This window comes from Lysinibacillus sp. FSL K6-4013 (assembly GCF_038630435.1).
GTDB lineage: Bacteria > Bacillota > Bacilli > Bacillales_A > Planococcaceae > Lysinibacillus > Lysinibacillus boronitolerans.
In genome coordinates, this window is record NZ_CP152031.1 from 1870563 (window position 1) to 1883534 (window position 12972).

The window sequence follows — 12972 nt, forward strand, 5'->3', positions numbered from 1 at the left end:
TACAAGATTGATAAAGAGAGGAGGCGTAGTACACTTGCAATCTATTAGTGTGCAAAAACTTAGGAATGTCCTACAGGGAAAGCTCATTCACGGATCAGATCAATGGTCTGTTAAGCAGGCAATCTACTATAATCGGCATGATTTAACAAAAAGTCATTCACTTATGTTTGTTAGTCGAAACGATCAAATCAATTGGCAAGAGATTGATCGGAAAGGTCCGTCTCTCATCATATCCGATAAACCGTCTACAGAGTTAAAAAATGCACTAGCGAATACAACCGTTTTACAAGTAAAAAGTGTTGCACAGGCCTACTGGACATTTATCGAGTATTATCGTGGACTCTTTCAAATTCCCGTTGTGGCTTTAACAGGAACTTGTGGGAAAACAACGACAAAAGAGATGTTAAAACATATTGCTAGTAAGCATTGGCAAGTGCAAGCATCTGTCAGCAGTAAAAACGAGCCAAGGCAATCACTACCTTATTTGACGGGCATTGATGATAAAACACAAGCTGCTATCTTTGAATTAGGCTTAGGGAATACGGGGAATATTAAACATCAATGTATGATCTATCAACCGACTATCGGGATTATTACAAATATTGGTGTGCATCATCTAGATGGCTGTCTCAATCTGGAAGGTTATATTAAGGCCAAGTCAGAAATTGTGGAAGGTATTAAAGAAGATGGCACATTAATCATCAATGCTGATGATGCCAATACCAAAAAAATCTCCTTGAAAAGATTTAAAGGGAAGATTATCAAGTTTGGTTTACAGGATACAGCTGATTACAAGGCTTCGAAAGTGGAGTTTGCCAATACGGGCATGAAGTTTGTTTTAGAGGTAGTTGATAAAACGTACAATGTGTTTGTCCCTGGCTATGGCGAGCACCAGGTTTATAATGCCTTAGCCGCAATTGCAGCTAGTCACGAAATGGGGCTGACTATTCGTCAGGCGATCGCAGGGCTAAGAACGTTTAAACAGATGGCAAGACATTTAGAATTTACAACAGGTCTTGGGGACAGCACGATTATTGATGATACTTGGACAAATAACCCGACATCTGTAGAGGCAGCCTTAAAAGTGTTAGATACGGTAGGGAAAGACAAAAAGGTCATTCTTGTTTTAGGGGATATAAAGCGATTAGGTAATTTTGAAGAAAAATATCATCGCGAAATTGGCTCCATGGTAGCACTAAGAAAGATCGATACATTAATTACCATCGGCAAAAGGGCAGAGAAGATTGCGGATCAAGCTCAAAAAGATGGAACCAGTGCAGAGGTTCATACGTTTAAAGAGGTAGCGGGCGTTTTAGAAGTATTGAAGCCAAAGCTTGATGCAGACACGATTGTTTTAATTAAGGGACCGATGTCTAGTAGATCCATGATCGAATTTGCCAATAAACTGAAAAACTCTTTATAGAGAAAAAGGGTGTCTCAACATGAATGAGACACCCAATTCTTACTTATTTTAAAACACGCCGAGCTGTTACAAACTTTTGTGCCCATGTTATGCTTAAACTTTGTTTCACAACAGTTCGTTGTCATATTAATAGATTGATTACTCCCTATAATAGATCCTCGTTTGTGTGATTTCTATTAATAGAGATGAATAATAAATCTACTTTTTGAAACTGAGATTTTTGAATACGTTTACCAACTAAAGCTTGTGTTTGCTAATTTATTCTTCAACTCAATACCATGTTTCTTAAAGACATAGTAAGTAAAACCTGTACTTGTAAAAGTCAGTGCACTTAACAGGGCGTAGAGTTATTTAGTAGAGATAACACGCTTCGCAGTAATATAGTGTTGAGCATAATAATCAACAAATAATACTCTTGTCATGACACCATCGGAATTAGGGATGATGATACGGTGATCGCCTGCATAAATCCCTACAAGAGAAGGTTTTTTTGAACCTTTCACACTATTAAAGAAGACTAAATCACCCTTTTTCAAATTAGCACGCGCTACAGTTGATCCTTTGCTCATTAAACCGCTTAAAGAAGTTGATCCGAGTTTAACGCCACTTTTACGGTAGATGAAATCGACAAATGCTGGAGCGGTAAAGCGTAGACTTGACTCATTTGTTGTCGAGCTAATCGATACTTTATTTTTATAAGTCAGCGCATTCTCTACAATTTTATCGCCTTTTGTAGCAGGATTGGCAGATAGCAGAGTAGGTAATACTCTACGTGCAGATACATAGTTTTCCGTATAGTACGGCTTACTATTTAGATCAGAGATAACTATATTTTGTTTGGAATCAGCCATATGGATGATTTTATTGTCGCCAATATACATACCGACATGATCGGGATCAGTCCCTGTTTTTTTACTTTTAAAGAACACTAAATCGCCTTTTTGTAATTGGTTTCTTGCTACATAAGTCCCTTGCTGAATCATATAATTTTCGTTATACGTACCAAGGTCTACCCCATTTTTCTCGAAGATGTACATTAAAAATGAAGCACAAGAAAATTTGTATGGGTATGTAGGCTTGTAAACCGAATTGCTGTATGTTGCTTGCCCCATTAAGCTTTTACCAGTCTGAATTAATTGGTCTGCTTTTGCAGCTACCGCCTGTGCGTTGTTCTGAGCATTTGTTGTTGCAGCCTCTACTTGTATTGGCTGGATCGCTGTTTGCACCATTCCAAATGAACTAAATCCAATTGTTAATGCAAGTGTTGTAGATAAAAATCGTTTATTCATGTTGTGTAACCTCCTAAAGCATCTAGTAGGATTTCTCCTGTATACCTTTGCCATGGAAATAATCGTAGCATGAAAAAGTAGGGCTTCTGGGCGGTAAATGTTACCAGGATAGTTGAAGGGAGGGCTTCAACACTTGCTGTAAAAGGCTTTATCAAGGGAATTTACAGTTTTATTACAAATGTTTCAGTAAGATGTAATATGGAACAATTCCATGAAAAAAGCTGCCCTAAAACGAGGCAGCCTACACGATTTCCTGTATCATTTCTACGCGATTGCCAAAGGGATCACGGAATTCAAAGCGCTCGTAATGGGGAATAGGCACCGAATCGAGTATCTCGATTTGATGTGCTACGAGCTTCTTCCGCCAATACTGAATATCCGCTACTTGATACGCAATATGCGCCTTTGTGGTTAAACGATCGAAGCCATCCTCTGTCCCTACATGTACTTCCTGCTGACCAAGCTGTAGCCAAAATCCCCCGCGACCTTTGAGAGAGTCAGGCTTCTCTAATTCTTGAAGTCCTAAAACATGACAATAAAAATCCTTCCCCTGCTCCTCACAGCCTTTTGGAATTGTAATTTGCACATGATGTAAACCCATAATCATCTCATACCGCCTCCTTTTTTTCTTAATTATAGAGTAATTTCTAAATATTTGAAATGGATGGGAGGATAGAGCTTAAACTGGTGGATAGAATCATCAAAGTGAAGGATAGCATTCTAAAACTGGCGGATAGAATCATCAAATTGAAGGATAGAGTTTAAACTAGCGGATAGAACTTCGAAAGTGAGGGATAGCATTCTAAAACAGGCGGATAGAATCATCAAATTGAAGGATAGAGCTTAAACTGGCGGATAGAATCATCAAATTGAAGGATAGAGCTTAAACTGGCGGATAGAACTTCAAAAGTGAAGGATAGCATTCTAAAACAGGCGGATAGAATCATCAAATTGAAGGATAGAGTTTAAACAGGTGGATAGAACTTCAAAAGTGAAGGATAGCATTCTAAAACAGTCGGATAGAATCATCAAATTGAAGGATAGGGTTTAAACTGGCGGATAGAACTTCAAAAGTGAAGGATAGCATTCTAAAACTGGCGGATAGAATCATCAAATTGAAGGATAGGGTTTAAACTAGCGGATAGAACTTCAAAAGTGAAGGATAGCATTCTAAAACAGGCGGATAGAATCATCAAATTGAAGGATAGGGTTTAAACTAGCGGATAGAACTTCAAAAGTGAAGGATAGCATTCTAAAACTGGCGGATAGAATCATCAAATTGAAGGATAGAGCTTAAACTGGTGGATAGAACTTCGAAAGTAGCGAATAGCGCTTCAAATTAAGAGGATAAATCCTTAAAAGAGAGGGATAGCGCTCTAAATGTGAAGAAAGCTGTTAAGATTTAATACTATGGTATAATAATAAAAACGGAATAATAGGATAGAGGTACAAATTAGATTTGTTTAAAAGGGAAGATCGGTGTGAATCCGACGCTGTCCCGCAACTGTAAATGGGAGCACATTTCAACAGGCCACTGTTACGAGTCGTAATGGGAAGGTGAAAGGTGTGATGAACATAAGCCAGGAGACCTGCCTTTATCTAGTACAGCCAAAAAACCTACGCGGATAGGGGGTGTTGAGTGTGACTAGAGAATTTCTCCTGCATGCTCATAGTACGATGATTGCTAAAAAGGGTGCTTCTATGTTTAATAGAAGGCTTCTTTCCATTTGGCGATCACCGTATTATGTCGTGTATTTGTCATAGTAGACATCTTTCTAATGAGGGAAAGATGTTTTTTTATGTAAAAAATTAAAGGAGCGGTCCACATGAATCCACAAGTTGTTGAGTACTATGAAAGCTTATTCAAATTTGAAATTATGCAAGAGCCTAAACCCTTAAAGGAGCTTGTCGAACAATATGTTGGGCATGATGCTACACATGAGCAATCTATTTTAGCAGCGTACGCAAATGTTTTGAAAGAATTAAGAGGATAGATGTTTGGCTACTTCGAAAAACGAAGTAGCCATTTTTTAATAAGCGCATGCTTTGACAATTAATAATAGTAGGCGTACAATTTCGTTGAACAATTGTTTTGAACGTTTGTTCAAAAAGAGGTGAGAACTATCGATCAAAAAGAAAAGAATAAAGAGGTAAAGGATCAAATTTTACAAGCGGCAAAAACCTTGTTTTCATCAAGGGGCTTTGATGGCACCACGGTGAGACAAATTTGTGAAGAAGCTGATGTGTCACTTGCACTTGTTTCCTATCATTTTGGTGGTAAGGAAAATGTTTTTAATGCATTATTTGAACCGCTACGCCACACCTTTATGAATGCTCATTATGATGTTCAAGATTCAATCGGTGCGCTTCGTAGCTTTTGTCGTAACTTTGTTCTTTACCGAATCCATGAGCATGAGTTAATTGATATTTTACAGCAAGAAATTGTTATGAATAGTCCAAGGCTTGAGATGCTAAAGGATGTGTTTTTACCTTCCTGGGAGCAGCTTCGGACGATTTTACTTGCTTGTCAGGAGCAGCAGACCATTCATTTCGAGTCACTTGATGTTGCATTGAACTTTATCATGGGGACGTTAATGTATTCCTTGAACAATCCCTTTTTAAACCGTTCTTCCTTACAAGCAACACCCGATCAGATAGCGGAGCTTGCAGTCAACTTCGTGTTCCATGGTCTTCAAACTAAATCATAAAAAGAAGGTAATAGGATGAAAGCAGCAAAATTTTACGGTGTAAAAGATATTCGAGTAGAGGAGGCACAACTGCCAGCACTAGAGCCAGGCATGGTGAAAGTAAAAGTTGCCTTTGCTGGAATATGTGGCAGTGATTTACATGAATATGTGGGTGGAGCTTATGCATTCCGTACACAACCCGTATTAGGTCATGAATTTGCAGGTGTCGTTGTAGAGGTTGCAGAAGGCGTTACACATACCAAAGTAGGTGATCGTGTAGCAGTGGAGCCACCAATCCCATGTGGTAAATGTGATAATTGTCGACGTGGCTATTCCAACTTATGTAAACGTGGCCAATCTTATGGCTATACAATCTCAGGAGGATTTGCTGAATATGCAGTCGTACAAGAAGAAAATATTCACCTTCTTCCTGAGAATATGAGCTTAGAGCTAGGCGCACTTGTTGAACCTACAGCAGTAGCGGTACATGCAGTGCGTCAAAGTCAATTAAAGCTAGGCGATACAGCTGCTATTTTTGGTGCGGGTCCTATTGGATTATTGGTCTTGCAGGCTGTGAAGGCAGCGGGAGCAAGTGAAATTTTTGTCGTAGAGGTTTCGGATGAACGACGCCAAAAAGCACTTGAATTAGGTGCGACCTATGTCATTAATCCAATTGATACGGATGCAGTAGCGTTTATTCGTGAAAAAACAACTGGTGGGGTCGATGTTGCGTATGATGCAGCAGGTGTGCAAGCAACATTTACTAGCGGTGTGAGTGCTGTTCATCCAGGCGGCGAATTTAAAATCGTCAGCGTATGGGAAAGACCTGTAGAATTTAACCCCAATGCGGTGGTTTCTCCAGAGGTAAAAATCAGTGGCTCGTTCGCCTATGTGAATATTTTCCCTGAAGTGATTCGATTACTTGCTCGTGGTGTGATTGATGGACAAGCTGTTATCACAAGCCAAATTGCTTTAGAGGATATCGTGGAAAAAGGCTTTGAGGCTTTAACAAAAGACCGTAGCCAATGCAAAATTCTTGTAAATATGAATATGTAATTTAATGAAATCATAGCCCAACTTGAGGTTTGGCTATGATTTTTTTGGCTACCTTAATAATATAATACCAATTGGAATACATTTGTTTGTCATAAAACTGCCTTTAGGACTTCATTCATATTTCACTTTTTATTTATATAATTAATCTGCTATAAATAGAGAGATTGGAGATTAAATATGAAAAATTTGCTTTATTCTAGATTTTGGCGGCTACATTTTTTCGCAGCACTTTTTATTACGCCTTTATTGCTGTCTCTCACATTGAGTGGGATTGGTTATTTGTTTTTTACAGATGTAGAAAATCGCTTATATGACGATTATTTCTTTGGTGAGAGCCATAAGGAAGAGGTCTTAACAATTGATGAGGCCGTGGAAAAAGCGGAGGCGGCATTTTCAGGATACTCTACTACAAAAGTGATTATGTTAGAGGAGCCTTATAATACACGTTTAACTTTATCAAATGGTACTAAACAAAAGTACGTATTTTTAGACGATCACAATCAAATGGTTGGTAGTCAGGATGCCGATTATACATTTTCAAATATTATGCGAAATACCCATAGCTCTCTCTTTATTGGTGGTACCTTTGTAAACTATTTAGTGGAGCTGGCAGCATGTTGGACGATCTTTTTATTACTGTCAGGGCTTTATATGACATTCAAAGGAAATCTCTTAAAGAAGGGCAAGTCGGAGAATAAGAGACAAAAAAGTAAGAGGTTGCATGCACTTGTTGGGACAATCATTACGATTCCGATGGTGATGTTCATCTCAACAGGGCTATTATGGTCTGCTTTTCAAGGTTCCATGCTAGCAGATATAGCTTCAGAAAATCCTACTTTTGGGTATCCATTGCTCCAACAAAAGCCACCAACATCTGATGTCTCTGAAATACCATGGGCGACTCGTCAATTAGAGGCACCTACATCAGAAGGAGAACATGCACAACATCATGGCGGTGGAGCTGTCCGTTATACGAACGATAGTCAAATGACGATTGCTCAACTTGAAAAAGAAATTAATGCCATGAATATCGCTAAGCCTTATTCAATTATTTATCCGTCAAACGGTGAGGGCGTCTATACAGTGGCGAAGGCTAGTAATTCTGGTGTAACAGGGCTAGATGTAAAACCTACAGCGGAAGCCACAATGTATTTTGATCAGTATAGTGGCAAGTTTATCGATCAAGTGAATTATGACGATTATGGCCCATTAGCTAAATTCTTTACATGGGGCATACCATTACATGAGGGGCATTTATTCGGCTGGCCGAATAAGCTTTTAAACTTAGTGGTTTGTCTAGCCTTCCTAGCCGTAATCGTATGGGGCATTCGCACTTGGATTTTACGTAGAAAAAAAGGGGAGCTGTCTGCGCCACCGCAAATTTCTCATAAAATGTCCATGCCATTCATCATATTCCTTGTCATTTTAGGGATTATGATGCCACTATTTGGTGCGTCATTAATCGCTGTAGTATTAATTGAATTACTCATTTTAGGTTGGCAAACAAAGAAGAAGCTAAGAGCACAAGAAACGAAATAAAGCAAAGGGATACGGCACAGCAGGATTGTGCCGTATCTTTTTGTTTATTTCATTTATTGGAACGCAATACTATACTGAAGTGGTAAAAATGTTTATAGATTTTTCAGCATGATTTTATAAAGTTTTAAGATTTGTATGGTACATTGCTAGTAGTTTCAGCTTATTGGGGGAATGTAGATGTCAATTAAAACAAGGTTTTTGCTATCATATGTGGGTGTCATAATCATTGCCATCACGCTATTACTAGCAGCGGTTTTTCTTTTTTCCTTTGCCATCACTGGTGATATTAAAGCGATTGAGCATTTTTATAAAAAATCTTATGTCCAAAAGCCTTTGACGACAGTAGAGGAAAATGCATTTCTAGATTTAAAATTACTAGCTAAAAATAATCCCCAGCAGCTTTTAGATCTCGAACAGCTTGAACAAATCAATGCGCCTTCGATAGAGATTGTGGTACGAAAAGATCATCAAATTGTTTATTCAACACAGAAAGAGCATAAACAATTATTGCTTCAAAGCTTACCTGGTTTTGAAGCGACCAATATTAATTCTCGTGACACAATCATGATCAATCAAGCCTTTTATACGTATGTCAAATTTGATTTTTATTTTCCAGATCAAACAGAGGGTAGTATTTTTGTATTGCGAGAGGTTAGTTCCCATGCAGAGGTAACGAGGGAGCTGTTACCGATTCTTTTAGGTATTTTATTCGTTCTGTTTATGATGATTATTGGCTTTTTAAATTATTTAGTCTCAAGAAGTATTATTAAACCGATTTCGGCATTAAAGGAAGGAGCAGAACGTATTAAATCGGGCGACTTGGATTTTGAGATTGCGACCCACTCGAAGGATGAAATTGGTCAGCTGAATCGATCCTTCGAGGAAATGCGAGTCAAATTAAAAGAATCCATCCAACTTCAGCTTCAATATGAGGAAAATCGAAAGGAGCTCATCTCCAATATTTCCCATGATTTAAAAACGCCGATGACTTCCATTATCGGCTATGTGGAGGGCATTAAAGATGGTGTGGCGAATACAGAGGAAAAAATGGATAAATATTTAACTACTATCTATACAAAGGCAAAGGATATGGATGTATTAATTGATGAGCTATTCTTATTTTCTAAATTGGATTTAAAAAAGATTCCCTTCCAGATGGAAAGCGTCAATCTTCAGCAATATATGCATGATTATGTAGAGGATGCAAGCTTTGATTTTATTGCACGAGACATTCATTTACACTATATAGCAGAAGGCTCGCCGCTTTTGGCTATGGTGGACCGAGATAAATTAAGACGTGTCCTGACAAATCTGTTAAGCAACAGCGAAAAATATATGGATAAGCCGTATAAGCAAATCATTATTTCATTGCATGAGCGGGCTGAGGATGCGATTATTCAGGTAACAGATAATGGTGCAGGCATTGATCCTGTCGCATTGCCCTATATTTTTGATCGATTTTACCGTGCGGAGCCTTCACGTAATTCGCAAACAGGAGGCAGTGGCTTAGGGTTAGCCATTGCCAAACAAATCGTTGTTGAAATGGGCGGCGATATTTGGGCAAAGAGTGAACTAGCAAAGGGGACGAGCGTATTCATTTCATTGAAAAAGGCTGAGGAGAAGGTGAATTATCATGAAAAAAATTCTGCTAATTGAAGACGAAGTGAGCATAGCAGAGCTCCAACGAGATTATTTAGAGATTAATGGCTTTACAGTAGATATCCAACATCATGGAGAGGATGGGCTACAGCAGGCACTTAACGGCAATTATGATTTAATCATTTTGGATATTATGCTACCAGGGATAAGTGGCTTTGACATTTGTAAACAGATTCGAGCTGTACACAATATCCCCATTTTATTTGTTTCAGCTAAAAAAGAGGACATTGATAAAATTCGTGGTCTTGGACTAGGGGCGGATGATTATATTACAAAACCATTTAGTCCGAGTGAATTAGTGGCAAGGGTCAAGGCCCATTTATCGAGATATGAGCGTCTGGCGACCAATCAACAAACAAATCATATGATGTCCATTCATGGCATTACAATCGATACTTCGGCTAGAAAGGTGTTTGTCAATGGTGATGAGATTGCCTTTACAACGAAGGAATTTGATTTACTCGTCTTTTTTGTTAGACACCCCAATCAAGTATTGAGTAAGGAACAGCTATATGAGCGAAACTGGGGCTATGAATCAGCTGCAGACGTTTCGACTGTCACTGTTCATATACGAAAGCTACGTGAAAAAATTGAACGAGAGCCAGCGCATCCCAAGTTTTTGGAAACAGTATGGGGTGCAGGCTATCGCTTCAATGTTTAAGTAAAACTACCTCGTCCTTGTGGCGGGGTAGTTTTTTTAGACTTTTTTAAGAATTCGTTAATGGGCAATTTAGCATTACCGCTTACACTGAGGAAAGAAAGGCGGTGTATTAAAATTGAAAAAAAGGCAGGCAGTTATCATTGCAATAACATGTTTACTTCAAGGGTGTGCCTCAATTGATACGGAGACAATACAGCATGATAAAGGTGGGAGTGAAGTGGTGCGAACAGAATGGGCGAGTGAGTTGCTAAAGGCGGCTGAAAAGGGAGATATCGATGGGCTTCAACATGCTTTGAGACAAAAAGGGGACATCAATGTACAAGATTCAACTAATCGAACAGCTTTGATGATTGCTACCTATAATCAGGATATAGAGGCAGCAAAATTATTAATAGAGGCAGGAGCAGATGTTAATATTCAGGATAATCAGCAAAATACGCCGTTTCTCTATGCAGGTGCGGAAGGCTATCTGGCTATTTTAAAGATGACCATTCAAGCTGGTGCTGATCCGACTATTTTAAATCGATATGGGGGAACAGCACTCATACCAGCAGCAGAGCATGGTCATGTGGAGGTCATCGAGGAGCTATTGAGCAATACCGATATTGACGTCAATCATGTGAATCATTTAGGCTGGACAGCCCTGATGGAGGCGATTGTCTTAAATAACGGCAATCCAACACAGCAAGCCGTAATACAACGACTCATTGAACAGGGTGCTGATGTAAATATCCCCGATCAACATAACGTAACACCACTGCAACATGCAAAACAGCGAGGCTTTAAAGAGATCGAACAAATTCTACTTGCTGCAGGCGCAAAATAACCCAAACTGTAGAGACGGCTCTCTACAGTTTTCTTAGTGTTGAAAAACAAAACAGTCAATTGAAAGGTAGAAATGGATTTCCGTTGCAGGCTACTTGCTTTCCTGTGGGCGAGCGCCGAATCGCTTCCTCCGCCACCGCTCCGTTTAGAGTTTCGCCTGTCTTGCTATCCCACGTGAGTCAAGCAGCCTTCCACTTCAACCAACTAACTTATTAGCAAAGGTTTTCAAATAAAGTGAAGGTGTTCACTACTCTTTATGAAGAGGTGTTGTCATGCATCACTTCTCCACATTGAAAATAAGAACTTATCCCCTCTAAGAATACAGTTAATGGACGATTTGATCGCTATGTTACTATAAAAAAGTAAAGACACTTTGCAGAATGGTTGATTGGAGTGGAGCCAGCGTCACAGAGGAGACCCTGGAGCGAACGTAAGTGAGTGAAGCGGCTCATCGGACGCCCCCTGGAAAGGACGCTGGTGTAACGGAAATCAACCCCTCGACTTGCAAAGTTGCTTTTTTTTGGCGTTGACATCATCTTTTTTCAACAACATGCAAACTGTAGAGACGGCTCTCTACAGTTTTTTGTTCTTAAATTATTTTTCCTATTTTTTAATTCTTTTTTAATAGTTTATTTATTAGCAGTTTAGATATGGACTTTATGATAAATTTTGTAAACCAAATAACACCATAAAGGAGAGTACCACAAATGAAATTAAGAAAACGCATTGTCCCAGCAGCATTGGCTTTATCCGTATTATCAGCAGGTCTAGTAACCATAGGCGAGCCATTAAATGCAGATGCGGCAAGTAATAAAGCAGTAGCAGTAGCGGAAAACGAGCAAGTAGCTAAAATTACAAACATCAAGCCATTAAATACAATGACACTACAAATCACATTTAATCAGCCCTTAGCAGCAGCAGATGTAGACCTAAATCATTTAGATGCTATAAAAAAACATTTTACGTTTAATGGAGATTTAGAGATTGTCAATGTGCCACGCTTAATGACAGACGCTAAGAGTACATATATTGTACCAACAACATTCCAAGAAGATGATTTTATCTATACATTGAGCTATAAGGAGCAACGCAATAAAGTTTTTGAGGGCACAGATGAAAAGGTATATGTACGCAATGTGGAGCAAGTCACAAATGATACATTCACATTGGAATCCTTTCAGGAGGATGGCGTAGTAGATTATGCTAATATTATTGAAGCCTATCGCGCAGGTCGTGGAGATTTAGCATTTAGCTTAGATGGTCATAATCGAGATGCTAGCGGAAAACGCTTTGATGTTATTTCTTCCTTACGTGATCGCTTTGTGACGGTGAGAACAAGTGAGGGAGAAGAGTTTGTTGCTAATTATGTACCATTTACACAAGCAGCTGATGGCAGACAAGCTCCTCAATTTAGACTCCCTGCTGGCAAACTTTTAAAACCAGGTGTGACTTACCGTGTGTACGCACAATGGGCGGAAATAGATGTAAAGAGCTTTGTGGCGAAAGAAATCGCGCCATTCACTCTGCAATCAGCGAAAGCCATGGATGAAAAATCCTTTGAATTACAATTAAGAAACGATCCGCAATCTGATTTACTTGCTGGTCGAAGTGTAGCGTTAAAAGGCAATGATGGGAGTACATTGCAAGCACAATATCGTTATTCATCACGTAAAGGTGCTGTGGGCATTTTTGATCTAACGAATGGTGGTACGTTGAAAGCAAATGTCAGCTATACCGTAATCCCATTAAACAACTGGGCTACAGCAACAAATGTAGTTCTACAAGGAAAATAAACGTTCTTTTGCTTAATAAAATAATGAATCTGTCATTTGA

At 39.0% G+C, this 12972-nt stretch carries 11 protein-coding genes and 1 riboswitch; of the genes, 9 read left to right on the forward strand and 2 right to left on the reverse strand.

Translation table 11 applies throughout. The annotated features are described in order from the left end of the window. The first annotated feature begins 34 nt into the window (after window positions 1-34). The gene (gene murF, locus MHB39_RS08975) at window positions 35-1423 is read left to right on the forward strand and encodes a UDP-N-acetylmuramoyl-tripeptide--D-alanyl-D-alanine ligase (protein ID WP_342546349.1); all 1389 of its coding nucleotides are present in this window, start codon (window positions 35-37) and stop codon (window positions 1421-1423) included. 347 nt (window positions 1424-1770) lie between these two features. Here murF and MHB39_RS08980 read toward each other — a convergent pair whose 3' ends face one another. Both MHB39_RS08980 and MHB39_RS08985 read right to left on the reverse strand, forming a co-directional pair. Further along, entirely contained in the window at window positions 1771-2712 is a 942-nt protein-coding gene (locus MHB39_RS08980; protein WP_342546352.1) for an NlpC/P60 family protein, read from the reverse strand. 241 nt (window positions 2713-2953) lie between these two features. Continuing rightward, window positions 2954-3319 carry a VOC family protein gene (locus MHB39_RS08985; RefSeq protein ID WP_342546353.1) on the reverse strand — a complete coding sequence of 122 codons (366 nt, stop codon included), beginning with the start codon at window positions 3317-3319 and terminating at the stop codon, window positions 2954-2956. Between the two features lie 820 nt (window positions 3320-4139). Next, window positions 4140-4324: riboswitch (cobalamin riboswitch) on the forward strand. Between the two features lie 214 nt (window positions 4325-4538). Here MHB39_RS08985 and MHB39_RS08990 point away from each other — a divergent pair. The 8 genes from MHB39_RS08990 (at window position 4539) to MHB39_RS09025 (ending at window position 12932) form a co-directional block, all read left to right on the forward strand. Further along, on the forward strand, window positions 4539-4706 hold the full coding sequence (locus MHB39_RS08990) for a hypothetical protein (protein WP_333004399.1): 168 nt from the start codon (window positions 4539-4541) through the stop codon (window positions 4704-4706). A gap of 120 nt (window positions 4707-4826) precedes the next feature. Next, entirely contained in the window at window positions 4827-5420 is a 594-nt protein-coding gene (locus tag MHB39_RS08995) for a TetR/AcrR family transcriptional regulator (RefSeq protein ID WP_342546355.1), read from the forward strand. A 15-nt stretch (window positions 5421-5435) separates the two neighbouring features. Then, window positions 5436-6455 carry a 2,3-butanediol dehydrogenase gene (locus MHB39_RS09000; RefSeq protein ID WP_312127090.1) on the forward strand — a complete coding sequence of 340 codons (1020 nt, stop codon included), beginning with the start codon at window positions 5436-5438 and terminating at the stop codon, window positions 6453-6455. A gap of 177 nt (window positions 6456-6632) precedes the next feature. Beyond that, complete coding sequence (locus MHB39_RS09005) at window positions 6633-7994, forward strand: PepSY domain-containing protein (RefSeq protein WP_342546356.1); 1362 nt, start codon at window positions 6633-6635, stop codon at window positions 7992-7994. 177 nt (window positions 7995-8171) lie between these two features. Beyond that, complete coding sequence (locus MHB39_RS09010) at window positions 8172-9650, forward strand: HAMP domain-containing sensor histidine kinase (RefSeq protein WP_036081450.1); 1479 nt, start codon at window positions 8172-8174, stop codon at window positions 9648-9650. Beyond that, a complete protein-coding gene (locus MHB39_RS09015) occupies window positions 9628-10314 on the forward strand; it encodes a response regulator transcription factor (RefSeq protein ID WP_036081446.1) in 687 nt (228 codons plus the stop codon). Before MHB39_RS09010 ends, MHB39_RS09015 begins: the two co-directional genes overlap by 23 nt. Before the next feature lie 115 nt (window positions 10315-10429). Then, window positions 10430-11140 (forward strand): ankyrin repeat domain-containing protein, encoded by a 711-nt coding sequence (locus MHB39_RS09020; protein WP_342546360.1) that lies wholly within the window; start codon window positions 10430-10432, stop codon window positions 11138-11140. Between the two features lie 706 nt (window positions 11141-11846). Continuing rightward, window positions 11847-12932, forward strand: a complete 1086-nt coding sequence (locus MHB39_RS09025; RefSeq protein ID WP_342546362.1) for a hypothetical protein — start codon at window positions 11847-11849, stop codon at window positions 12930-12932. Window positions 12933-12972: the final 40 nt, after the last annotated feature.

Coding starts and splice junctions, on each gene's coding strand:
- MHB39_RS09015 (WP_036081446.1), top strand. CDS start 9,628: ATGAAAAAAATTCTGCTAATTGAAGACGAAGTGAGCATAGCAGAGCTC.
- MHB39_RS09025 (WP_342546362.1), top strand. CDS start 11,847: ATGAAATTAAGAAAACGCATTGTCCCAGCAGCATTGGCTTTATCCGTA.
- MHB39_RS09005 (WP_342546356.1), top strand. CDS start 6,633: ATGAAAAATTTGCTTTATTCTAGATTTTGGCGGCTACATTTTTTCGCA.
- MHB39_RS09000 (WP_312127090.1), top strand. CDS start 5,436: ATGAAAGCAGCAAAATTTTACGGTGTAAAAGATATTCGAGTAGAGGAG.
- MHB39_RS08985 (WP_342546353.1), bottom strand. CDS start 3,319: ATGATTATGGGTTTACATCATGTGCAAATTACAATTCCAAAAGGCTGT.
- MHB39_RS08990 (WP_333004399.1), top strand. CDS start 4,539: ATGAATCCACAAGTTGTTGAGTACTATGAAAGCTTATTCAAATTTGAA.
- MHB39_RS08980 (WP_342546352.1), bottom strand. CDS start 2,712: ATGAATAAACGATTTTTATCTACAACACTTGCATTAACAATTGGATTT.
- MHB39_RS09010 (WP_036081450.1), top strand. CDS start 8,172: ATGTCAATTAAAACAAGGTTTTTGCTATCATATGTGGGTGTCATAATC.